This window comes from Candidatus Ichthyocystis sparus, assembly GCF_900078745.1.
GTDB classification, from domain to species: domain Bacteria; phylum Pseudomonadota; class Gammaproteobacteria; order Burkholderiales; family 2013Ark19i; genus Ichthyocystis; species Ichthyocystis sparus.
In genome coordinates, this window is the sequence record NZ_FKII01000079.1 from 1 (window position 1) to 22,928 (window position 22,928).

The 22,928-nt window shown below is 40.6% G+C and carries 22 protein-coding genes and 1 tRNA gene; 8 read left to right on the forward strand and 15 right to left on the reverse strand.

Going from position 1 to position 22,928, the window contains the following annotated elements; genetic code table 11:
- Nucleotides 1-183 precede the first annotated feature (183 nt).
- A tRNA-Arg gene (locus A6733_RS07255) sits at nt 184-256 on the forward strand.
- 16 nt (nt 257-272) lie between these two features.
- Here A6733_RS07255 and A6733_RS07260 read toward each other — a convergent pair.
- Nucleotides 273-539, reverse strand: a complete 267-nt coding sequence (locus A6733_RS07260; RefSeq protein WP_092402757.1) for a hypothetical protein — start codon at nt 537-539, stop codon at nt 273-275.
- Nucleotides 540-783: 244 nt separating this feature from the next.
- Here A6733_RS07260 and A6733_RS07265 point away from each other — a divergent pair, with 244 nt between their 5' ends.
- The 3 genes from A6733_RS07265 to gap are packed head-to-tail and all read left to right on the forward strand — an operon-like array spanning nt 784 to nt 4,808.
- Nucleotides 784-1,770, forward strand: coding sequence for a class 1 fructose-bisphosphatase (locus tag A6733_RS07265; protein WP_092402759.1), 987 nt, complete (start codon nt 784-786; stop codon nt 1,768-1,770).
- A 4-nt stretch (nt 1,771-1,774) separates the two neighbouring features.
- Nucleotides 1,775-3,817 carry a transketolase gene (tkt, locus tag A6733_RS07270; RefSeq protein ID WP_092402761.1) on the forward strand — a complete coding sequence of 681 codons (2,043 nt, stop codon included), beginning with the start codon at nt 1,775-1,777 and terminating at the stop codon, nt 3,815-3,817.
- Entirely contained in the window at nt 3,792-4,808 is a 1,017-nt protein-coding gene (gene gap, locus A6733_RS07275; RefSeq protein WP_092402763.1) for a type I glyceraldehyde-3-phosphate dehydrogenase, read from the forward strand. The genes tkt and gap overlap by 26 nt, the downstream gene beginning before the upstream one ends.
- Here gap and A6733_RS07280 read toward each other — a convergent pair.
- From A6733_RS07280 to A6733_RS07335, 12 genes are all read right to left on the reverse strand, one after another.
- Nucleotides 4,798-6,549: a M61 family metallopeptidase gene (locus A6733_RS07280; protein ID WP_092402765.1), complete on the reverse strand. Its 1,752-nt coding sequence runs from the start codon at nt 6,547-6,549 to the stop codon at nt 4,798-4,800. The two genes, gap and A6733_RS07280, sit on opposite strands and share 11 nt — an antisense overlap.
- 2 nt (nt 6,550-6,551) lie before the next feature.
- On the reverse strand, nt 6,552-6,743 hold the full coding sequence (gene iscX / locus A6733_RS07285) for a Fe-S cluster assembly protein IscX (protein ID WP_092402767.1): 192 nt from the start codon (nt 6,741-6,743) through the stop codon (nt 6,552-6,554).
- Nucleotides 6,744-6,758: 15 nt separating this feature from the next.
- Nucleotides 6,759-7,091: an ISC system 2Fe-2S type ferredoxin gene (fdx, locus tag A6733_RS07290; protein WP_092402769.1), complete on the reverse strand. Its 333-nt coding sequence runs from the start codon at nt 7,089-7,091 to the stop codon at nt 6,759-6,761.
- 3 nt (nt 7,092-7,094) lie between these two features.
- Nucleotides 7,095-8,909, reverse strand: coding sequence for an Hsp70 family protein (locus tag A6733_RS07295; RefSeq protein WP_092402771.1), 1,815 nt, complete (start codon nt 8,907-8,909; stop codon nt 7,095-7,097).
- Nucleotides 8,910-8,958: 49 nt separating this feature from the next.
- A complete protein-coding gene (gene hscB / locus A6733_RS07300) occupies nt 8,959-9,441 on the reverse strand; it encodes a Fe-S protein assembly co-chaperone HscB (RefSeq protein ID WP_175330529.1) in 483 nt (160 codons plus the stop codon).
- Entirely contained in the window at nt 9,434-9,763 is a 330-nt protein-coding gene (locus A6733_RS07305; protein ID WP_092402775.1) for a HesB/IscA family protein, read from the reverse strand. The genes hscB and A6733_RS07305 overlap by 8 nt, the downstream gene beginning before the upstream one ends.
- A gap of 1 nt (nt 9,764) precedes the next feature.
- Nucleotides 9,765-10,244, reverse strand: a complete 480-nt coding sequence (gene iscU, locus A6733_RS07310; RefSeq protein ID WP_092402777.1) for a Fe-S cluster assembly scaffold IscU — start codon at nt 10,242-10,244, stop codon at nt 9,765-9,767.
- 56 nt (nt 10,245-10,300) lie between these two features.
- Complete coding sequence (locus tag A6733_RS07315; protein ID WP_092402779.1) at nt 10,301-11,512, reverse strand: IscS subfamily cysteine desulfurase; 1,212 nt, start codon at nt 11,510-11,512, stop codon at nt 10,301-10,303.
- A gap of 152 nt (nt 11,513-11,664) precedes the next feature.
- Nucleotides 11,665-12,156 carry an Rrf2 family transcriptional regulator gene (locus A6733_RS07320; protein WP_092402781.1) on the reverse strand — a complete coding sequence of 164 codons (492 nt, stop codon included), beginning with the start codon at nt 12,154-12,156 and terminating at the stop codon, nt 11,665-11,667.
- Between the two features lie 733 nt (nt 12,157-12,889).
- Nucleotides 12,890-13,585, reverse strand: coding sequence for a DNA polymerase III subunit epsilon (dnaQ, locus tag A6733_RS07325; RefSeq protein ID WP_092400772.1), 696 nt, complete (start codon nt 13,583-13,585; stop codon nt 12,890-12,892).
- A gap of 4 nt (nt 13,586-13,589) precedes the next feature.
- Nucleotides 13,590-14,048: a ribonuclease HI gene (rnhA, locus tag A6733_RS07330; RefSeq protein WP_092400769.1), complete on the reverse strand. Its 459-nt coding sequence runs from the start codon at nt 14,046-14,048 to the stop codon at nt 13,590-13,592.
- 21 nt (nt 14,049-14,069) lie between these two features.
- Nucleotides 14,070-14,774: a class I SAM-dependent methyltransferase gene (locus tag A6733_RS07335; RefSeq protein ID WP_092400766.1), complete on the reverse strand. Its 705-nt coding sequence runs from the start codon at nt 14,772-14,774 to the stop codon at nt 14,070-14,072.
- A gap of 17 nt (nt 14,775-14,791) precedes the next feature.
- Here A6733_RS07335 and gloB point away from each other — a divergent pair, with 17 nt between their 5' ends.
- The 4 genes from gloB to carB all read left to right on the forward strand — a co-directional run bounded on the left by gloB (nt 14,792) and on the right by carB (nt 21,359).
- Complete coding sequence (gene gloB, locus A6733_RS07340) at nt 14,792-15,565, forward strand: hydroxyacylglutathione hydrolase (RefSeq protein ID WP_092400763.1); 774 nt, start codon at nt 14,792-14,794, stop codon at nt 15,563-15,565.
- Nucleotides 15,566-15,750: 185 nt separating this feature from the next.
- Nucleotides 15,751-17,001, forward strand: a complete 1,251-nt coding sequence (locus A6733_RS07345; RefSeq protein ID WP_175330601.1) for an aspartate kinase — start codon at nt 15,751-15,753, stop codon at nt 16,999-17,001.
- Nucleotides 16,988-18,160 (forward strand): glutamine-hydrolyzing carbamoyl-phosphate synthase small subunit, encoded by a 1,173-nt coding sequence (gene carA, locus A6733_RS07350; RefSeq protein WP_092400757.1) that lies wholly within the window; start codon nt 16,988-16,990, stop codon nt 18,158-18,160. Before A6733_RS07345 ends, carA begins: the two co-directional genes overlap by 14 nt.
- Nucleotides 18,150-21,359 (forward strand): carbamoyl-phosphate synthase large subunit, encoded by a 3,210-nt coding sequence (gene carB / locus A6733_RS07355; protein WP_092400755.1) that lies wholly within the window; start codon nt 18,150-18,152, stop codon nt 21,357-21,359. Before carA ends, carB begins: the two co-directional genes overlap by 11 nt.
- A 1-nt stretch (nt 21,360) precedes the next feature.
- Here carB and greA read toward each other — a convergent pair whose 3' ends face one another.
- Nucleotides 21,361-21,834: a transcription elongation factor GreA gene (gene greA, locus A6733_RS09100; RefSeq protein WP_092400750.1), complete on the reverse strand. Its 474-nt coding sequence runs from the start codon at nt 21,832-21,834 to the stop codon at nt 21,361-21,363.
- A 27-nt stretch (nt 21,835-21,861) separates the two neighbouring features.
- Nucleotides 21,862-22,839 (reverse strand): NAD(P)H-dependent flavin oxidoreductase, encoded by a 978-nt coding sequence (locus A6733_RS07360; RefSeq protein WP_092411194.1) that lies wholly within the window; start codon nt 22,837-22,839, stop codon nt 21,862-21,864.
- Nucleotides 22,840-22,928 lie beyond the last annotated feature (89 nt).

The window sequence follows — 22,928 nt, forward strand, 5'->3', positions numbered from 1 at the left end:
TTTCGAACAGGATAGTGAAACGCCAAAGCGCCGATGATAGTTATTTAACTATAGCGAAAGTAGGACGCCGCGAAACTTTTTAATGCATGGAGGGGCTTACGCCCCTCTTTTGTTTTAATGCTACAATTTTATTTTAATGCTACACACCTGTTTTGTCCTACTGAGAAGAATTTTTTCCAAAGTGCCTCCGTAGCTCAGTGGATAGAGCGACTCCCTCCTAAGGAGTAGGCCGCACGTTCGATTCGTGTCGGAGGCGTTCTTCTCTATTCTTGCTACTTCTTCTTCGTTAGTATTTTTTCAAATTCACACACTATCTGGCTGGCACCACTCAGTGCAGATACCTTCGCTTCTTTTCCTGTGTCAAGTACCCTGATGTCACGATCCTGCATGGTACGTTTTACTATGTTACTGGTACTGTCCAAACGAGACGCAGCCCTAACACAACCATATGTGCTAGCTTCAATGGAAAATTTTCCCAGTCGTCCCTCAGCTAAGGAAGGCCGGGATGTGTTAATTATAGATCGAACAATGTGCATCATGTTCATGTAATGCCTGATTCCCAGATGACACCCCCCCATAACTATAAACTGATAAAGCTCTTACTCGATGATATCATCTCTAATTAATGTTACCGAATGACTAGTGATCTTTGTAGTCCTATAACACCATTTTCGTAGGTACAATAATGCTAGATAATTAATTTGCAAGTTGTGAAGTAGCTCACTGGATTGTTGTTAATTAGCGGTAATAATCACTCATATTAATTTTTTTCATATATTTAACATGGATCTCTTCTCTGTTTTACAACTAGAATCTTTTGAAGATGAATTTCTAATCATGTTTAGCCACTTGGTTGGTGCTAGCATCGATGTTTCAAAGACTCTTTCAACCAGTATGGGTAATTGTAACGAAAACCCCGAATCCTTTAATGTTCACGGAGAGATCCAAAAATCCCTGGATATTTACTCACATGAGCGTTTTTGTGACATCCTGACGTATTGCCCCCAATTGCTTGCTATTGCCTCAGAAGAAAGCAAACATCCCGTATTTCAGTCTCATAGTGCTGATGGTACAAATTATATCCTAGCTATAGATCCCCTGGATGGCTCATCAAATTTGGATATGAATGTTTCTGTGGGTACTATTTTCTCCATATTTGTTGTTCCTGATAAACACCACGGTAAAATTAACTACAGTGATGAAATTTTTTTTCGTCCAGGAATAGAACAATTTGTGGCAGGATATTTTATCTATGGACCAATGACACAACTCGTTTTAACATGGGGCAATGGAACACATGTCTTCACTTTGGATAAAGATGAACTCGTATATCGCCTTTCTCAGCACTCTATAAAAATTCCAGAAACTACAAGCGAATTCTCAATTAATGTCTCAAATAGAAGATTTTGGTCAGAGCCAATAAAAGAATATGTTGAACAATGCTTGCTGGGTGATACCGGCCCGCGTAATCGCCACTTTAATATGCGCTGGGTTGCATCTATGGTTGCTGATATACATCGCTTGCTTATGAGAGGTGGAATTTTTCTCTATCCATCAGATTCTAGAGAAAAAACTAAACTCGGCAGATTAAGATTGCTGTACGAAGTTAGCCCCATATCCTGGATTGTAGAGCAAGCTGGAGGACTTACAACAGATGGTAATTGTCATTCACTACTTAGTATTGTACCAAACTCTATTCATCAACGAGTAAGTGTTATCGTCGGCTCTAAGGCAGAAGTGTCTTACCTTAAATCTATGTTTAGTGAGTGAAGATATGTCATCTGCAAATCTATTGTCTAATGCTATTCGTATTCTTTCTGTAGATGCTATAGAGAAAGCTGGGTCAGGTCATCCAGGTATGCCAATGGGAATGGCAGATATAGCCTACGTTTTATGGAATAAGTATCTTAGACATAATCCTAAAGATTGTAACTGGCCAGATCGTGATCGTTTTGTTCTATCTAACGGTCATGGATCTATGTTGCTGTACTCATTACTACACCTATCTGGATATGATATTTCCATAAGTGACATAAAATCATTTCGTCAGTTTAATTCCCTAACACCAGGACATCCAGAACATGGCCAAACTCCAGGGGTGGAAACTACTACAGGACCCCTTGGACAAGGATTTGCTAATGCTGTAGGCATGGCTTTGGCAGAGTTTTTATTAGCTAAAGAATTTAATCGTCCTGATCTAGAATTAATTAATCATAGAACATATGTTTTTTTAGGAGATGGCTGCTTAATGGAAGGAATTTCTCATGAAGCAGCTTCTTTAGCCGGAACATGGGGACTTAATAAACTCATTGCTTTTTGGGATGACAATGGTATCTCTATAGATGGTTCAGTTGAAAAATGGTTTACTGAGGATGTTAAGAAACGCTTTGAGTCCTACGGATGGTTGGTGATTTTTAGTGTCGATGGCCACGATATTGATGCAATAGATAAAGCTATTTCTAGAGCACATAAAGAGATACATAGGCCAGTCCTAATTTGTTGTCGCACCAAAATTGGTTACGGCAGCCCAAATAAAATAGGTACTGCAGAAGTCCATGGTTCTCCTCTAGGCTCAAGTGAAGTAGCAAAGGTTAGGTTACAGTTGTCCTGGCAGTACGAGCCGTTTTTTATACCAGAAGGTGTATACAAAGCCTGGGATGCTACCGATAAAGGAAGACATTCTCAGAAAATATGGGAAAATCTTTTTTCCAGATACAAGGAACTCTATCCAGATGATGCAGCAGAGTTATCTCGCCGATGGAGAAATGTTTTGCCAGACTCTTTTAATGAATGGTCACGCCAGCTTTTTACTAATGCTCAAAAAGATGAAAGAACTTTGGCAACCCGCAAATCTAGTCAGATTTGTATCGATGAGTGGACTAAACTTCTTCCAGAAATTATCGGTGGATCCGCAGACCTAACTCCCTCCAATCTTACTAAATGGCCTAATGCTGAGTCCGTGTCTAAGCAAACCCCAGGACGCTATATTCACTATGGTGTACGTGAGTTTGGATTATCAGCCATCATGAACGGAATAGCACTCCATGGAGGCTATGTTCCATTTGGTGGAACGTTTTTGACATTTTCAGATTACGCAAGAAATTCCATCAGAATGTCCGCCCTGATGGCAACTCGCTGCATATATATATTTACTCACGATTCTATAGGATTGGGTGAGGACGGACCAACACATCAACCAATTGAACATGTAGAATCATTAAGGTTGATTCCCAATATGATGGTGTGGCGACCCTGTGATCAGGCAGAAACATCCGCAGCTTGGTCGTTTGCATTGTCTTATTCTGGACCTACTGCCCTTATTCTTAGCAGACAAAATACACCACCCTTGGCTATTAAAGCTGACTATAGCAATGTATCCTGCGGTGCCTACATATTGTTAGAAGGACAAGGAAAGCCAGATGTTATTATAATTGCTACCGGCACAGAAGTAGCAATTGCCGTGGAAGCTAGAGCTATCTTACAAACTCGTGATGTTAATGCACGAGTTGTATCCATGCCTTCTACTACCGTTTTTGATAGGCAAACAGATATATATCGTGAATCCGTATTATTGCCAGGTGTCCCTTGTGTCTCTGTCGAGTCAGGAGTTACCAGAGGGTGGTACCGCTACTTTAGTGCTGGTGGTATAGCAATAGGCATTGATCATTTTGGCGCATCTGCCCCATGTGAAGTTCTATATGAGGCTTTTGGCTTAACTGCCTTGAGGGTTGCTGATGATACTTGCGATTTTTTATCATCAGCGCAGAAAAAAATTTTGAGAGAGATGGATTATGAGAAAGATACGGGTTGCTATTAATGGATACGGACGTATCGGCAGGAATATTCTAAAGTCTCATTTTGAGTACTATGACCACAAGAATATAGATATTGTTGCCGTAAATGACCCCTCAATGCCCTCAGCAGCTCATATTTTTACCCGCTACGATTCGGTTCATGGAAAATTCTCTAAAGACGTTTTTTGGTCAAAAGAGTCCGTGTTAAATGTAGATGGACAAGATATTCAATTTGTTGCTGAGCGTAATCCCCTCCTTTTACCATGGAAGAAACTAGATATCGATTTGGTCTTAGAATGTACCGGACGTTTTAATTCATTCGAACTTGCATCCAAACATATTGAATCCGGGGCCAAAAAAGTAATGATTTCCGCTCCGGCCGGTAAGGAAGTTGATGCTACAGTCGTTTTTGGAGTTAATCACCACTCCCTTAGAGCAGAACATAAGGTTATCTCCAGCGCCTCATGTACTACAAATTGCGTGGCAGCAATGGCTTTGCCATTACATAAGAGATTCGTTATTAAATACGGTCTGATGACTACAATACATTCATATACAAATGATCAGCTTCTAAATGATGGCTCACATACAGATTTTCGTCGCGCTAGAGCCGCTGGGCTATCCATTATTCCAACTAAAACCGGTGCCGCAGTTGCAGTTGGTCTGGTTATCCCAGAGTTGAACGGGAAATTAGATGGCTGTTCCGTACGTGTACCTACACCTAACGTGTCTTTAGTGGACCTGACATTTGTTGCTGCAGAGGAGGTTACACCCACTTCAATAACCGAATGCATGAAGGAGGCATCCGAAACAAATATGTCCCCTATCCTTCAGTTTAACGAAGAGCCATTGGTGTCAGTAGATTTTGTTCATAACCCAGCATCATGCATATTCGATGCCGGTCTAACTAAGGTCGTTTCATCTAACTGCGCAAAAGTTTTTGGGTGGTACGATAATGAGTGGGGTTTCTGTAATAGAATGCTAGATACAGCACACTATTGGTTTAGTTTATAGCATTAATATGTAACAACATCCTCAGGTACGGATGATTAAGATCGTCAATTGTCAAAGAGCAGTGCTCAAACTTAAGCGGTGATTTGAGCCAAGTCATGACAGCAGTTCTTAGTAATCCCTGTCTGATAAAATGCACAGTGGATTTGTTTCCCACTACTGCACTTGTATTTAGCATAACGTCTAACGTACTCTCCGTGCATTCTATCTGGTCTATGGCTATAATTCTGTCACCACTTCCAAGTCCAGCAGTCATTGCACTGCCGTCTTCAAGTACCTGGTCAATTGTTAAGCCAGGCTTGTTACTGGCAACAAAACTTACCCCAAGAGACGGAGTACTCTCACAAACTTTGGCGGCTTTATAACTAATTCCTACACTACTTAAAAGTGGCTCCCACTCTACATGATCATGATGATGAACAAGCCTTCTTATTACTTGGCTCGCATCTATACCAGTAACGTCAATAATTGCCCCATACCAATCCTCTTCCGACATTCCTAAATGATCACTACTACCATAACGAGCCCATAACTCTCTTAGAACATTGTCCAAACAATATTTCCCACCAGAACTTACCATAATGTAGCAGTTGGTGTACAAAGCAATGAGCTCACCCTTTTCATAATAACTAACCTGAGAGTTCAACCTGTTTTCTGGTGTCTGGTAATACTTTGTCCATGATTCAAAACTCGCCTCAGCAGCAGTTTGCTTGTCATACCCCGCATACGATTCCACCGCCTTAATAGTTTTGGCTAAGTAAAGTAAGTACTCTTCTGCCGTGGTTACACCAGACCTAACTAAGCTTAAATTTCCATAGTACGAAGTCATCCCCTCAAATAACCAGAGAAGAGATGTATAATTTTCTCTATCATAATCATACGTAACCAACTCCTTGGGCTTAAATAATTTTACCCACCACATATGAAAGTGCTCATGACTACATAGAGATAAAAAATCAATATAACGTTTACTTTGCCTATTGTTCCTTCCACATTGAAGACTTATACGAGGACAAATGAGAGATGAACTGCGACGATGCTCCAAACCTCCTATCAATTTATCAGAAGTTATTACTAAAAAGTAATACTCAGTAAGCACCTTGGGCGGTGATCCAAATATGTACTTTTGCGCAAGTATAATTTTAGAGAGCATCTGAATTATTGACTCACGGTCTATGTCCGCCCTAGTGGTTATTGCCATGTGATGAATAATGCCCTCTAAGTCCCAGGAAAACTGAGTTAGATTTCCCAACAACATAGGATGATCAATAAATTCATCATACCCAGCAGATACCCACGAATTATCATCTTTGTAGGGCTTCATAGCAGTGGCACAGGTCCAATCATTTTTGTGTTTTTCCCAACGTACTACATGAGCCTCATTTTCTAAATTTAGTACGCGAACAAAAGCAGCAGCCCCTACTATATGCGCGAACTCCTCCTCCAAAACACAAGTTCTAACACTCCAGTCCCAGGAATAAATTGTATAATAAAAAATGACAATATCACCCGGTTTGCTATTTACAGACCAGCTATTTTTATTAATCGTATGTACTGGCTCCTCGTGCCCATTGAGGGTCGCATATTTCTTTACAATATGCCTGGAGTGATTGCGTATCACGTAAGATCCAGGGGTCCATACCGGCAGGATAAATATAGTCGTACCAGATATGGCAGCGCACGTAACAGAAATGTCTATGTAATGCTTCTGTTCCTGAGAAAATGATAACCTGTACTCAATCATTGCTACCTCTCATCTAACCATGCCATTTGAATAGCTTCGAGTATTTTTTCACTACAATCACCACCCTCAGAATCAAAGCCATCAAGCTTAATTACCATATCCCTTAACTTGGTAAAACTTAAGCTCAGCGGATCAACTTCTGGATGATTTTCATATAAAGCAATTGCAATATCATTAACATCCATCCAATTCATGTGAAGTTACTCCATCTACTCCTTAGCATGATTGATAGTATACCTTGGAATTTCAACAATTATATCCCCTTTGTTTAGGATGGCCTGACACGATAGACGCGAATCTATCTCTACCCCCCAGGCACGATCCAATAAATCTTCCTCAGCTTCACTAGCAGGGCTCAATCCTTCCATGCCCTCACGTACCCACACATGGCAGGTGGTGCATGCACAGCATTTCTCACATGCATGCTCTATTTCTATATTATTGTTTAGCAAAGCATTACATATAGATACGCCGGGTTGAGCTTCAAAACATTCACCCTCAGGGCAAAGTTCCTCGTGAGGTAACACAATGACACGTGGCACCGTCTATCTCCCATGTGGTAGAGACATGTTTCTGGAAATTTGATTTAACAACCCAACTTCTTCTGAAATTATATTTACGTCAATTTCCATCATGTCATGGTTTTCTAAGTAGCTCTGTAGCGAATTACGATGCTTGACAATGCGCTCAATTAGCAAGATATTACTCTCATTCCTAGTTACATTTTGTGTAAATCTGTCAATTGCTTGTATCACTCTCCTAGCTTCTTGCACCTTCTCAACCTTACTCCTAAGCAACATGTCCTCTTCAAGCAATTTTGATGATTCCTCCTCCACAGATGAAGAAAGTGCCTCAGACCAACTAGTATCAAGCTGCTCAATATGGTCAGAACACAGCGATTCCGCCGTGACAGATAACAAACCATCAACGTCAATTTGAAAAATTACCCTTACACGAACCTCCCCCGCAATGCGAGAAGGTAACCCCCTTAAGTGAAATGTTCCTATTGAGTGGCAGTCATCCACGTGCTCACGCTCTCCTTGAAGCACCTTGAAGTCAAACCCTACCTGTCCATCCTTAAAGGTGGTGAAAATTTCTTCCTTGGCAGTGGGTATAGGTGTATGCTTGGGAACAATAACCTCCATCAACCCACCCATGACCTCAATTCCTAGCGACATCGGAGTTACATCAAGAAGAAGGGGATGTTTCTTGTCAGGAGAATTAAGTTGATGGGCCTGTGCAGCTGCACCAATTGCAACCACCGTGTCAGGATCAATGTCGTTTAGAGGATCGTTTCCGAATAGATTCTTAAGTCCATTTACTACAGCAGGCATGCGAGTTGCACCACCAACTAATACGATTCCATCAAGATTGATAATACCACTTTGGTGTAACACTTTTTTTGATGTAGAAAAAGTTTTTTGCAGAATATGATCTGTTTTTTCTTCCAATGCTATACGTTCTATATCACCGTATATACACTCACCAGATTTAGTAGTTATATCATATGTTATTGAATCACTAAACGACAGTTGCTCTTTAATGAAACGTATGGCTATCCTGTAGTAAGACCATTCATCTAGTCTTAGCTCCCTATGTTTACTGCATAAAATTTCAAACAATGCCCGATCAAAATTATCTCCCCCTATGTTGGGATGTCCAGCAGTTGCAATAACTTCAAATATTCCCTCAGAAAGGTGAAGCAGAGAAATATCAAATGTTCCACCCCCAAGGTCATACACCATGAAGTAGCCCTGCTCCTCCTTTTCTAATCCATATGCCAAAGCAGCAGCAGTAGGCTCATTTATAATGCGTAATACCTGCAAATTTGCTCTATGCGCAGCTAATCTGGTGGCTTGTCTTTGAGGACTATTAAAGTGAGCAGGAACCGTAATTACAGCCCCACGGATGCTTTTCTTGAGATGGGCTAAAGCTCTGTCTTTAAGCACCCGCAGTATGTCAGACGAAATATCAATGGCAGATTTTCTGCCCTGGGGAGTATCAAAGTACGCATACGTACCATCTTGCTCCTCCTTATATGTGGCAGCTATATCCTCTCTTTGCTGTTCATCTAAACGACCAATGTAACGTTTGATCGATAAGAAAACTCTGTCAGATGATGAGTCTAGGAAAGCTAGAGCATCATGCCCTACGTAAACTCCATCTTCAGCATAGCAAACCGCAGAAGGTAGTAAAATATCATCCGCTTCACTATCGCTAGGAATAACATACGGCCCACTAGACTCCTCATAAGCCGCAATCAGAGAATTAGTGGTTCCAAGATCAATCCCAACTACCTCAGAATCAAATTCATCGTCGTAAGAATCTTCCGGTTCAGTAATGGATACAAGGTAAGACATTTTACTTAATCTTAGTAGGCATAGTGGTCGTAATTCTAACCTTTTTATCCTATCTATCAAGTAACTCAGTTAATCTCTGCTGCGTCTTGAGCAGAAAAGACCATTTCATGAAATTTTGTCTGGCATTATCCCAATTTGCCGATCTGATATCAGAGAATAGCTTATCCCTAAGGGATGATTCATCTTTGCTTAGTATTTCTGCTACTTCCATTCTTTGCTCATACGATCCATTAAATACCACCTCCTGCTGTTTCATATGCGCTTCCAAAAACTCAGTAGGAATAGATAATTCGTCTTCTAGGGTTGGAAGAGCAGAGTGTAACGACAATATGTAACGTATACGCTCAAATGGGTCCCTAAGTGTGTTGTAAGCACTATTTATGCGAGACGATACGTCGTCCTCAGAGATAATACGCCGGTCTGGATGGTGTTTTTGCTGCAAAGAATGCCAAGAATTACGTAAAGCATCAATATCAATATCCGGAGTTACAGGAAAACCAAACACTTCAAAGTAATTTTTGTTACTAAACATTGAAAGATTCACCACACCCACAATACGACTTTGCGTTTGGATTGATAAACTTAAATCCCTCATTTAATCCCTCACGCACAAAGTCTATCGTACTACCATTCAAGTAAGAAACGCTCTTGCTTTGTACAAACACAGATATATCACCAGATATAATCTCTACATCATCATCTCTTTTTTTATCAACATACTCAATCTTGTAAGCATACCCAGAACAACCTGTCTTCTTTATCCCAAAACGAACACCTACACCACTTCCTCGCTTACTTATAGAAGAGCGAATGCGAAACAATGCACTCTCAGTAAGATGAATATTGACCGACATATCATTCTGCAGCTACCGTAAGCGACTTATCCTCTTCCGGGTTTCCATTACCCGTCCATACTACTGCACAGTCTTCACTAGCTGTATCATCCCCGTCCTCTAATCTATTATTCTCCTTATAGTTGGCAACAGCAGCCCTGATAGCAGCCTCAGCTAGAATGGAACAGTGTATCTTAACCGGCGGAAGAGATAACTCCTCCACTATTACCGAATTTTTTATCTTGAGAGCATTGTCTATCGTTTTTCCCTTAATCATTTCTGTTGCTAAGGAAGAAGAAGCTATAGCAGATCCACACCCAAATGTCATAAACTTAACATCCTCTATGACAGAATCCTTCCCTACCTTTATCTGAAGCTTCATAACATCACCACAAGACGGAGCACCAACTATGCCAGTGCCAACACCCTTAGTTTCCTCCTGGAATGAACCAACATTCCTGGGGTTTTCGTAGTGATCCAGAACTTTGTCCGAGTAAGGCATTCTTTTTCCCCTTCTAATGAAAAGATATCCCAAAAATCAAATAGCACCCGCTAACCCTAGTGCGGAACATCCCACTGAACAGAATTTATGTTAACTCCATTTTTATACATTTCCCACAACGGAGACATGGATCTTAACCGTTCAACAGTCCGCTCCAGAGACTGTATAGTATAATCTACTTCTTCCTCAGTCGTGAAACGACCCATTGTTATGCGTATTGAGGAGTGGGCTAAGTCATTTCCTACCCCGAGAGCACGTAGTACATACGATGGTTCCAGGGAAGATGAGGTGCAAGCAGACCCCGATGATACAGCTATATCCTTTATTCCCATCATTAATGATTCCCCCTCAACATATCCAAAGCTGGCATTTATGTTGTGAGGTACCCTGTGATCCAAATCACCATTTATGAAAATAGCCTCCATCGAACGGAACGAATCAAGCATTTTCTTCTGGAAAGCAAGCATGCGGGTCCACTCCTCAGAGCATACCTTAACCGATATCTGAGCTGCTTCACCCATGCCTACTATTTGCGGAACAGGCAAAGTGCCGGATCTAAGACCCCTCTCATGCCCACCACCGTGAATTTGAGCTACTAAACGCACACGCGGTTCGCGTCTTACATACAATGCACCTATGCCCTTAGGTCCATATATCTTGTGTCCAGAGAAAGACATGAGATCAACTGGTAATTTTCTTAAATCTATTGGTACTCTCCCTAGAGCCTGTACAGCGTCAACATGGAAGATTATATTGCGCTCACGGCAAATATTGCCTATCTCTTCTATAGGTTGGATTACCCCAATTTCATTATTGACCAACATTATGGATACAAGAGACGTGTCAGGCCTTATCGAATCCTGAAGTACATTCAAGTCAATAATACCATTCTTGCTTGGTGTTATATAAGTAGCTGTGAACCCAGCTTTTTCTAGGGCACGCACGCTATCTAAAACTGATTTATGCTCAGTTTGAGAAGTGATAATGTGCTCCCCTCGATGTTTGTAAAATTCAGCAGCACCCTTTATGGCCAGGTTATTAGACTCTGTGGCACCAGAAGTCCATATTATCTCGCGGTGGTCAGCTCCAATTGCAGATGCCAATTGCTCACGAGCCTCCTCAACAGCAGACTCCGCGACCCAGCCGTACGAATGAGAACGACTAGCCGCATTACCAAACTTCTCAGTTAAGAAAGGCAACATCTTAGTGACAACCATCGGGTCAACTGGGGTAGTTGCTGAGTAGTCCATGTAAATTGGTAACTTCATCGTAACCACAATCCATATTCAAGTAGGGTTCAAGGGATATAGGAGTTAGGATGATACTCCAAAAAGAACAAATACCCAATAACTAAATACTACTAGACATAAGACATCCTGTAACAAGTTGCTACAGGATGAACTTACATGGATGCATGGGATCAAGTTGTTACATACTGTTTAATACCATTGCGGTATATTAGGACGTTAACACGTTGTGATGGCTGATCTACATCATTAACGCTTTTATCCCTATGCTTTTCAACTAAATCTTTTAAGCTCACAGACCTTAGATAATCTAAAATAATATTGTTTAGATTGTTCCATAAATCTTGTGTTAAACATTTTTTGTCTTCAGTTATTTCACCAAAGGACTCTGTCATTGCCGAGTCTATTGGTTCATCTACTGCTGTTACTATATCTGCAACAGTAATTTTATCCATTTGCCGCGCAATTATATAGCCACCTCCCGGGCCTCTGATGCTCTCAACTAACCCGTGTTTACGCAACTTTCCAAACAGTTGTTCAAGATAAGACAAAGATATTTTTTGGCGTTCGCTAATTCCTGCTAGTGTGACTGGACGATCCAATTCTCTTAACGCCAAATCAATCATTGCAGTTACTGCAAAGCGTCCTTTAGTTGTCAATCTCATGTGCCTCAGTCCTTAATAAAGCAAGCGCCAAGACACGCAGTGGAGGGTAGTGTTACTACTTTATTCGTTAGTTATAATTTAGTCAAATAATACTCATATTAAAAGAAGATTTTTTTTTAAAATAATGATTAATTTCGTTCAATTTAAAAGCATCTTATTGAAAGTATTTATATTATTTTTTTTGCATTAAAAAAATAACAATGTAAAAAACATGGTCTTTACGGATTTTTTGTGATTCATAAAACATCTTAATAATCGATAAATATCAATTACATACATAAAAACAGCTAATTATCATTAACCATGATATTACTAAGGGATTATATATATCATACCAGATGATATGGAATATGTTTTTATGTATATTTATCAATTAGTAAATTTATTCTTATACTTGGTGTTTTGATAAATTTTATTCCGAAGAGATAGTATTTTTTTCTATTAAATTTTAATTTTATTTCACGAATTTGGTATTATTTTTTTATATAGCAATAACACTTCAACAGTAAGAGCTAGTAAAAAATATTTTTATCTCATACGTAGAATAATTATGTTAATAAAATGGGTATTTGTTTATGCAAAGTAAATAAATGTTGAGCTATAGAGGAAGCTATACCTAAATTACCATGTTATAAAAAGGGACTAGTTATAGTATTTTTAAAATACCAATAGAATATGATTATCGTCGTAATTTATATTATAAATAGGAGTACATTTTTGTAATATTTAGAGGCTATATTTCTAAGTCTAACCAAATGCAAATGTTATTTTTTTGCTTCATCTTTTTTAGATATTCTTTATGCTTATGGTTGTCTTGGTCGGATGTAGATATTAATATTTGCTCCCTATTTTGATCTTTTTCATCTCTACAGTTGTTAATGCTAATTGAGTTTAGATTTAAGTTCTCTTGCCCTCTTGTCATTATTAGATATACCTGAGCAAGAAGTTCTGCATCAATAAGTGCACCATGTTTTTTGCTACGTTCGGTATTGTCAATATTGTATCTTTCTCCTAGAGCATCAAGTGAATTTTTTTTACCCGGATAAAGACTACGAGCTATTGTAAGAGTGTCAATTATACTACTACAGTAATCAGTTAGACTGCCTTTGTTATTTCTAATGAGTGCATCGTTTAGAAATCCAGTATCAAATGGTGCATTATGTATTACTAGATCTGCATCAGTTATAAATTCAATAAAGTCATCAATTATGTCCTTTTCTAGAGGCTTGTCTTTTAAGAATTCTAAAGTTATACCATGAACGGCAATTGCACCGGGATCTATGTCACGCTGTGGATTAACATAGGAATGAAAGTGGTTCCCAGTTCTTTTGCGACGAATAATTTCTACACCTGCTACCTCTATTAGCCTGTGCTTACGACGATCAATGCCAGTAGTTTCAGTATCAAGTACAATAATTCTATCAGCCATTCTACTATCCTTGGTTTGTAATGCATTTTTCCGCTGCAGTTCGTGCTAATTGATCTGCACGTTCATTGAAATAGTTGCCATTGTGTCCTTTTACCCAGTTCCACTCAATCAATAATTTTTGGTTAAGAACGTCCAAATTTTCCCACAGTTCTTTATTTTTAACGCTCTTTTTATTAGATGTGCACCAACCATTTTTTTTCCATTTGTTAATCCATTGGGTTATGCCAAGCCTCATATATTGCGAATCGCTAAATAAAGAAATTTTTTGCGGGTGGTATGTAGTTGCTATTTTTAATCCTTCTATGGCAGCACAAAGTTCCATCCTGTTGTTAGTTGTGGACTTGTTAAACCCAAAATATTCAAATGTACTCTTATCAACTACAATAATTGCAGCCCATCCACCTATGCCCGGGTTTCCCAAGCACGATCCATCAGTGTAAATTTCAATACACTCAATTGACATAAATGTTTTCCTATTGAAATACTAGCCATCAATCTCGTGTCTGCAAATAGTATCCAGACCACGTCCTTGGGGCCTGTTTTTTTTCCAGGCATTTTTCATGACGAAAGTCATACCAGCTACCTCTTTTATGGCGCATACTATGTAGATAGATCCAGTAAATGGCCACCAACGGTTTCCTACGCGCTCCAAGAATTCTAGCCGGTTGTACCATACCTTGTTGTAGGTTAAGGGTCTATAGCAACCAAAAGACCCTTGAGTAATGTGTAAGCCTAGCTCCTTCATCCAGTCTTTGACACGACTTAAAGGTAGCCCACGGTTTGTGCTTTTATGAATTAACTGATGTATACCCCAAAAACTCCATGGATTAAATGAGGCAATTACTATGTGCCCTCCCGGACGTAATATACGCTGTGCCTCCTGTAGTATGCCCTTAGGGGAAGAAGAAGATTCCAGAATGTGCGGTAGAATTACTAAATCTATTGAATCTGACATCAAAGGTATATAGTCAAATTCTGCCAAAATAGAGGGCTCACCTTGAGTGTCTAGGGAAATTTTATGGAGGATGCGACTTTCCTGCAGAAGACGAGCATTTTGACTCATGCCCATTTGTAAAGCGGAGTCTCCAAAAATGTGGTAAATAATCTTGTCAATTTCTAATTGCTCCCACTCTTGGAGAGATTTTATGCTCAGTAGCTCATACTCACGTGTTTTTATATCGTCAATCATAGGAGTTTCGATTTATTATGAACCATTGGCATATTACAGAGATTCCATCCTTACAAGATAATTATATATGGGTAATGCATGATTGCTACCATGCATTAGTTTTTGATCCTGGTGAATCATCAGTAGTGATTGATTTCTTAGAAAAGGAAAAGTTGCTTCTGCTGTCAATTTTGTTAACTCATCACCATGCTGACCATACTGGTGGTGTTGTTGATTTGGTCAAGCTTTATGGCTCTGTCGTGTACTGCCCTCCTGACCCTCGGTTCCCAAGTTCATACAACAGAGTATCTGGGGGCTTAGATTTTTCGTGCGGCCATAATCAGCACATTTCTTTTCAAATCATACCACTTCCTGGTCATACACGTTCCCACATTGCCTATTATTCAGAACCACTACTTTTTTGTGGAGATGTTTTGTTTGCCGGGGGATGCGGCCGGGTTTTCGAGGGCACCCATAAACAAATGCTGGATTCACTTATGCTTTTAGCAAATTTGCCTGATGAAACAAAAGTCTTTTGCGCCCACGAGTATACACAAAATAATCTTCGTTTTGCCCAATTGGTTGAGCCGTATAGTAAAGACCTGATTGATAGAGTCAATAAGGTCGATAAATTACGCAAAGAGGGAAAACCTACAGTCCCTTCAACAATACTAGAAGAAAAACTAACCAATCCTTTTCTGCGCTGTGATTGTGAGCCAGTTCGTAAATTTTCCCAAGAAATAAGTGGTACCCCGTGCAATACGGCACTTGAAGTCTTTTCTGCCTTAAGGATACACAAGGACCAACTATAATAATTCAAGGATCGACTATAACCAGTGATTACACGTGCGAGTTTTTTTATATATTTTCGTACATCCGTGTTCGGATTTTAACTACAAATTCATACTAAAATGCTTTGAGTTTAAATACTTGATGGTTTCCTGCTGATATTCGCGATACAATACCGTCGTGCGCTTCTTAGTGTATTGAGGTCTTTGTGTCCCTATTGGTTCAAAAGTACGGTGGTGCTTCTTTGGCGTCATGTCAGTGCATCAAGGATGTGGCTGCTCATATTGCGGGTACCGTTGCCGATGGTCATTCCGTGCTTGTGGTTGTATCTGCTATGGCTGGAGAGACGAAGCGCTTTCTTAACATGGCACGTCAATTCTCATGTGATCCAGATCCACGTGAACTGGCTGCCCTCCTGTCTTGCGGTGAGATAATGTCAGCTGCTCTTCTTTCCGGCGCTTTGCGCGAGATCGGTCTGGATGCACGTAGTTACTCAGCTTCTCAGTTGGGCGTTAGGGGGCGAGGTCACCACCTAAATGCCCAGTTAGGTTCTATTGATCTGGGATTAATCAAACATAAAATGTCTTCCGGTGAAATAATTGTCTTAGCTGGATTCCAGGCAGTTAACGATGTTGGTGATGTTGTTACCTTGGGTCGCGGTGGATCTGATTTGAGCGCCGTTGCCCTGGCTGCTACCTTGGGTGCTGATGAATGTCAAATCTTTAAAGATGTGGATGGAGTTTTTACGGCTAATCCGCATGTTGTATCTTCTGCACAGTTGATTCACTACATGGGAATTAGGGAAGTTGTAGGCATGGCTGAGTCTGGTGCTAGAGTTGTCCAGTTGCGCGCCGCCTCGTGTGCTGAGCGGAATAAAGTAAATTTGCGAGTGTTGTCCAGTAGTTTTCCCAGGGATTTTTCTGGAACAAGTATCTATCCAACCAGTAAGAGTAATCCTAAGCAGTGGGTTGTGGGAATTTCATGTTTCGATCACCAATCCAAGTGGAATTTTCAGTTTACACCGGCAGCGGAAGCTAGTTTTACGCAATTTTTGCGGCACCTTTCATCCAGAGCAATTTCTTTTCATGCAATAGTTCAGAACAGACGCGCCTCATCCATTAGCATGTTTTTCCTAATTAATAGATCAGAATCTCCATTGGTGTCAATTGCGGTAGACAAAATTTTGAAAGGTGCATGTTTTAGTGTGGATGTAGAACATCATTGGTCTAGGTTGTCAGTTATAGGTTGTGACCTGGTTTCCCATGTTGAAACTCATCAGTTGGTTTTGTCTGTACTATTGCAGCACGAGATTACAGCAGACATACTCTTAATGACCGAAACGCAGATGAGTTTTCTTCTACCAAGTACAGATCTAAATCGTGCTTTGGATGTTTTGCATGATGCTTTGGAACTATCTAGATCTTCTTGTGAGGAGGAAGTAATAAGTGGGGCATTTTGAGCATAGACTACCAGCTGTCTTAGTTCTATCTACTGGAGAGTATTTTTTGGGCTACTCCTGTGGTTGTTCTGGATCATCCGTTGGGGAAGTTGTATTTAATACCTCTATGACAGGATACCAAGAAATACTCACTGATCCGTCATACTGTCGGCAAATGGTAGTTTTTACTAGCCCACATGTTGGTAGCACCGGTGTTAATTTATGGGATTATGAATCTGATCGAGTACATCTATCTGGAATTATAGTCAAAGATCTCGTTAAGTATCCGTCTAATTGGCAAATTACTTGCTCTCTTTCACAGTTTTTGCTAGACAATGGCATAGTTGGGATTGAGTCAGTAGACACTAGGGCTCTTACCATATTGTTGCGTAACGGAGGTTCTAGACCTGGTTGCATCTATTCAGGACAAGATGCTCATCTTACTGAAAAAATTGATGAGTGCTTGTTGATGGCTAAAGAATTTGGCAGTTTAGTCGGTGTAGATTTATCTAGTTTAGTTACGTGCTCGCATCCAGTTCATTGGAATTATCATCCAGATTGTCAGGCAAAGGGACGCCCTAGTGATTATCGCGTCGTTGTTTTAGATCTAGGCGTGAAGAGGAGCATACTGAACTCCTTAGCGTACAGTGGTTGTGATGTCATTGTCCTTCCTGCATCTACTTCGGAAGAAAAGATTTTTTCATATAATCCAGATGGCGTTGTTTTATCTAATGGCCCTGGTGATCCTTCTGCATGTTTGGAAGTTATAAATCTGGTTAAAAAATTAATCATAGCTCGTATGCCTTTGTTAGGTATATGCTTGGGTCACCAAATATTGGCAATTGCTAATGGCCTTAAGGTTAGCAAAATGTGCTTTGGTCATCACGGCGTTAATCATCCTGTTAAGGATGTTTCAGATGGCAGGGTTTTTGTTACTGCTCAGAACCACTGCTTTGTTGTGGATGAAGAGTCCATTTCTAAATCGCAGTGTTGTCAGGTTACCTACCGCTCACTTTTTGATCAGTCCATTCAAGGGCTGTCATACAGCAATTTTTGGGGTATGTCGTTTCAAGGCCATCCTGAGGGCGGTGGTGGTCCTCGCGATTTGTGTCACTTTTTCAGTAACTTTGTAGCCCTAATGGCCAAATTTAGAGGATGGAAATCTACTTATGCCTCGTAGGAATGATATTAAGTCAATTCTAATTATAGGTGCTGGTCCAATTATTATTGGTCAAGCTTGTGAATTTGATTACTCCGGGGTTCAGGCATGCAAATCTCTCAGAAAAGAGGGATATCGCATAATTTTGGCAAATTCTAATCCAGCAACTACCATGACCGATAGCGGAGTAGCCGATGTGACGTACATCGAGCCCCTGGTTCCTTCTGTTATCGAGAAGATTATACAAAAAGAACGTCCTGATGCCATATTACCTACTATGGGGGGCCAAACAGCCTTGAATTGTGCTGTGCTATTGGCAAAAAGCGGTTGTCTTGATAATTATGGTGTAGAAATCATTGGCGCTCGCCTCGATGCTATTGAGAAGGCAGAGGATCGTCAAATGTTCAAGTCTTGTATGGAGCGCATTGGACTCGAATCAGCTAGATCAGGTATGGCACATAATATGGATGAAGCGCTAGCCATACAAAGTGAAATAGGTTTTCCTGTTGTTATTAGACCATCTTTTACTCTAGGTGGGTCTGGAGGCGGAATTGCCTATAATGCTGAGGAGTTTCTATCTATAAGTGAGTTGGGGTTCTCTGTTAGCCCAGTTCATCAATTGCTCATCGAAGAGTCATTGCTTGGATGGAAAGAGTTTGAGTTAGAGGTTGTCCGTGACTGCAAAGATAATTGCATTGTTGTGTGTGCCATAGAGAACATAGATCCAATGGGCATCCATACTGGTGATTCTATGACTATTACGCCAGCTCAAACACTTACAGATAGCGAATACCAGCGCATGAGGAGGTTTGCTATAGCCGTTTTGAGGGAAGTTGGTGTAGATACCGGTGGTTCTAACGTTCAGTTTGCCGTTAATCCACAAGATGGGAGAATGGTTGTTATAGAGATGAATCCGCGCGTATCTCGTTCTTCTGCTCTCGCTTCTAAGGCAACCGGTTTTCCCATAGCGAAAATTGCCGCTTTGTTGGCGGTTGGATACACCCTTGATGAGCTGTCTAATAATGTTCTTGGCGTAAATATACCATCTTCCTTTGAGCCTTCCATAGATTATGTAGTAATAAAGATTCCACGTTTTTCCTTCGAGAAATTTCCATTAGCCAGCGATCGCCTAACTACACAAATGAAATCCGTTGGTGAAGTTATGGCTATTGGCTCTACCTTTGAAGAATCATTTCAAAAGGCTCTTCGTAGTCTTGAGAGGGGGGTAGATGGATTTGAAGAAAGAACGAGGGATTTAGAAGTTTTGATGCGCGAACTAGTGGAGACAGGTCCTCTACGAGTACTGTATGTTGCTGATGCATTGCGTGCCAAGGTGCCATTAGAGGAAGTATTCCGCCTGACACGTATTGACCATTGGTTCCTATCTCGCATAGAAGAGTTAGTGCGTATAGAGTCAGTGACGAAAAATCTACGCCTTGACGATTTTGGGGCCGAAGATATTTTGTTTTTAAAACAGCGGGGTTTTTCTGATCTTCGTATATCTACCCTAATTGGTTGTTCTGAACAGGAGTTTCGTGAACGACGCTTCAAATATAATATCCATCCAGTATTCAAACAGGTGGACAGTTGTGCTGCCGAGTTTCCTTCAAGTACTCTTTACCTATACTCAACATACCAAAGATATGAAGAATATATCCCAGATGATAATGACAATAGGGTATTGATTTTGGGTGGAGGTCCTAATCGTATTGGACAAGGGCTCGAGTTTGACTATTGTTGTGTGTGCGCTGCAGGCTCTCTTCGCGATCACGGATATAAGACCATAATGCTAAATTGCAATCCCGAAACCGTTTCCACTGATAGTGATGTTTCTGATTGCCTGTATTTTGAACCACTAACCCTAGAAGATATATTGGAGGTTGTACGCGTAGAAAAACCACTGGGTGTCATAGTCCAGTTTGGAGGACAAACACCGCTTAACCTAGCCTGTTTGCTGGAGGCAAATGGTGTTCCTATCTGGGGCACGTCACCAGACATGATAGATTGTGCTGAAGATAGGCAGAGGTCAGGTTTTATGCTTTCTTCATTGGGGTTGCGCCAACCAGAAAATCGTATTGCTAGAACAGCAGAGGAAGCTATATATTTGGCAGATGAGGTTGGATATCCTTTGGTCGTTAGACCTTCTTATGTTTTGGGTGGTCGTGCCATGGAGATAGTTCATCGTTCTGAGGATTTGCTGCGCTACATGGATGAAGCCGTAGTAGTTGCTAAAGACTCACCTATTTTGCTTGATCGTTTTTTGAATCATGCCATAGAGGTTGATGTTGATGCAGTGTCTGATGGTAGAGACGTCATTATTGGCGGTATCATGGAGCACATAGAGGAAGCTGGTATCCACTCAGGTGATTCATCGTGTGTCATGCCAACCAATTCATTGTCTGATGAATTGCTGCTGGAGTTGAAACGTCAGACTATATTGTTAGCTAAGGCTTTCAATATTGTTGGCTTAGTGAATGTGCAGTTTGCTATACAAAATGGTGATGTTTATGTGCTTGAAGTTAATCCTCGCGCTTCTCGTACAGTTCCCTTTGTATCACGCGCTGCTAATTGTTCTTTGTCTAGGATTGCTGCACTATGTATGGCTGGTGTTTCTCTTGTTGAGCAGGGCTTGGATTGCGATGTGTCCTTGCCACATGGCTATTATTTTGTTAAGGAGGTGGTTTTTCCGTTCGCTAAGCTTTTGGGAGTAGACACTATCCTAGGACCAGAGATGCGTTCTACCGGGGAAGTGATGGGTGTTGGTACTAGTTTTTCTGAGGCTTTTGTTAAGTCACAGTTGGCTAGTGGGAAGGAGTTGCCATCTTCTGGTGTTGCTTTTCTTAGTGTTAAAGACTCAGATAAGACACAGGCAGTTCATATTGCTGCGGCATTAAGAGAAATAGGGTTTCATTTGGTTGCTACTTCTGGCACGGCCGAAGCCTTGAGGGACGCAGATATACCAAGTAAAAAAGTAAATAAGGTTAAAGAGGGCCACCCACACATTGTGGATATGATAAAAAATGGTGAGATTGATTTTATTTTGAATACAGTAGATGAGAGGGTGTCATCCATCGTGGACTCACGCTCTATACGAACCACTGCAGTATCCAAATCAGTTGTTGTTTATACCACTATAGAAAGCGCTGCAGCGGCATGTCAAAGCCTCCTAGCATCATCTGTGATAGATGTATACAGCATGCAGTCAATACACATGTGCTAATCTAAATATACTCTATCGCAAGTATGTCGTAGCTTCTTATTCCGGCAGGTGCTTCTACTTCGGCTGTGCTGCCTACATGCTTTCCTATAAGAGCACGAGCTAATGGCGAGTTTATTGATATCTTGCCATTTTTTAGATCAGCTTCATCTTCTCCTACGATTTGATACTGCACCTTTTCCTCTGTGTCTAGATCTAGCAGAGTTACCGTGGACCCAAAGACGCATTCTTCACACTTTATTGCTGAAGGGTCTATAACTTCAGCCATGGAAAGCTTAAGCATAATTTCTTGAATACGCCCCTCAACAAATCCTTGACGCTCTTTTGCTGCTTCATATTCAGCATTTTCTGACAGATCACCATGTGCCCTGGCCTCCTGAAGAGCCAATATAACGCTAGGCCTTTCAACATATTTTAGCCTATACAACTCCTTTTCTAGTTCTTCAGCGCCACGTTTTGTTATAGGAAATCGTTTCACAGACCAGTCCTTACAAGATATAAATTTTCATAACCCAGCAAGCATTGCTTTAGCATCCTCATACTGCTTACATAAACGATCAACAAGATCATCTATCTTTGGAATATCAGTAATTGCTGCAGCTCCGTGTCCAGCACTCCATACATCCTTCCATGCCTTCTTGTCCCCATCAGCGTGTTTTTCCGCAACATCACTAAAACCAAACTCTTTCGAATTTTTTGGCATATTGCTTGGGTCTAATCCAGCAAGTTCGATTGATTTTTTAAGGTAATTTGCTGGGATACCTGTAAAGTACGAGCTCATTACTATACCTGATGTTCCTGATGATACTATTTGATCTTTATATTCCTGCGGTACCAGAGTGTCTTGTGTTGCTATGAATCTGGTTCCCATGTAGGCAAAATCAGCACCCATTATCCTGGCTGATAAAACATCTATACCAGAAGATATTCCACCAGCCAATACGATTATTCCTTTATACCACTGTCTTGTTTCTGCTATAAATGCGAAAGGATTCAAAGACCCTGAGTGTCCACCAGCACCAGAACATACCAAAATAATTCCATCTGCACCCGCTTCAGCAGCTTTTTCGGCATGCCTCTTTGATATGGCATCGTGAAAAACTAGTCCTCCCCAGCTGTGAACTTCAGGTAATACTTCCTTTGGTGCTCTGAGGCTAGTTATTACTAGCGGAACCTTGTGTTTTGCAATTACCTTTAAATCATGTTCTAAACGCTTATTGGAAGGATCAAGAATTAAATTAACTCCGTAAGGTGAAACTATGGAATCCGGGTTTTTTTGCTTTTGCTCTGTGCAAGCTTCCTCAATTTTGCTGCACCACTCAGTTAATTGTTCCTCAGGACGCGCATTAAGCGAGGGGAAAGTTCCTATTACACCAGATAGGCATTGTTTAATTACTGTTTTATAGTTAGATACTATAAACATAGGTGAACAAATAACAGGTATACGATATGCAAACTTAGTTTTTGCCGGCGAATAAATCATGCATTCTCCTATGAAATTTATTACTTTTAAAAAGTTAATTCTTAATAGCAACTTTTACCTTAGGTGTGCTACGGGCACGGCGCAAAATT

Excerpts from the sequence above, each read along its gene's own strand:
- A6733_RS07260 (WP_092402757.1), bottom strand. The coding sequence starts at position 539 with ATGATGCACATTGTTCGATCTATAATTAACACATCCCGGCCTTCCTTA.
- A6733_RS07265 (WP_092402759.1), top strand. The coding sequence starts at position 784 with ATGGATCTCTTCTCTGTTTTACAACTAGAATCTTTTGAAGATGAATTT.
- tkt (WP_092402761.1), top strand. The coding sequence starts at position 1,775 with ATGTCATCTGCAAATCTATTGTCTAATGCTATTCGTATTCTTTCTGTA.
- gap (WP_092402763.1), top strand. The coding sequence starts at position 3,792 with ATGAGAAAGATACGGGTTGCTATTAATGGATACGGACGTATCGGCAGG.
- A6733_RS07280 (WP_092402765.1), bottom strand. The coding sequence starts at position 6,549 with ATGATTGAGTACAGGTTATCATTTTCTCAGGAACAGAAGCATTACATA.
- iscX (WP_092402767.1), bottom strand. The coding sequence starts at position 6,743 with ATGAATTGGATGGATGTTAATGATATTGCAATTGCTTTATATGAAAAT.
- A6733_RS07295 (WP_092402771.1), bottom strand. The coding sequence starts at position 8,909 with ATGTCTTACCTTGTATCCATTACTGAACCGGAAGATTCTTACGACGAT.
- hscB (WP_175330529.1), bottom strand. The coding sequence starts at position 9,441 with ATGTTTAGTAACAAAAATTACTTTGAAGTGTTTGGTTTTCCTGTAACT.
- A6733_RS07305 (WP_092402775.1), bottom strand. The coding sequence starts at position 9,763 with ATGTCGGTCAATATTCATCTTACTGAGAGTGCATTGTTTCGCATTCGC.
- iscU (WP_092402777.1), bottom strand. The coding sequence starts at position 10,244 with ATGCCTTACTCGGACAAAGTTCTGGATCACTACGAAAACCCCAGGAAT.
- A6733_RS07315 (WP_092402779.1), bottom strand. The coding sequence starts at position 11,512 with ATGAAGTTACCAATTTACATGGACTACTCAGCAACTACCCCAGTTGAC.
- A6733_RS07320 (WP_092402781.1), bottom strand. The coding sequence starts at position 12,156 with ATGAGATTGACAACTAAAGGACGCTTTGCAGTAACTGCAATGATTGAT.
- dnaQ (WP_092400772.1), bottom strand. The coding sequence starts at position 13,585 with ATGGCTGATAGAATTATTGTACTTGATACTGAAACTACTGGCATTGAT.
- rnhA (WP_092400769.1), bottom strand. The coding sequence starts at position 14,048 with ATGTCAATTGAGTGTATTGAAATTTACACTGATGGATCGTGCTTGGGA.
- A6733_RS07335 (WP_092400766.1), bottom strand. The coding sequence starts at position 14,774 with ATGATTGACGATATAAAAACACGTGAGTATGAGCTACTGAGCATAAAA.
- gloB (WP_092400763.1), top strand. The coding sequence starts at position 14,792 with ATGAACCATTGGCATATTACAGAGATTCCATCCTTACAAGATAATTAT.
- carB (WP_092400755.1), top strand. The coding sequence starts at position 18,150 with ATGCCTCGTAGGAATGATATTAAGTCAATTCTAATTATAGGTGCTGGT.
- A6733_RS07360 (WP_092411194.1), bottom strand. The coding sequence starts at position 22,839 with ATGATTTATTCGCCGGCAAAAACTAAGTTTGCATATCGTATACCTGTT.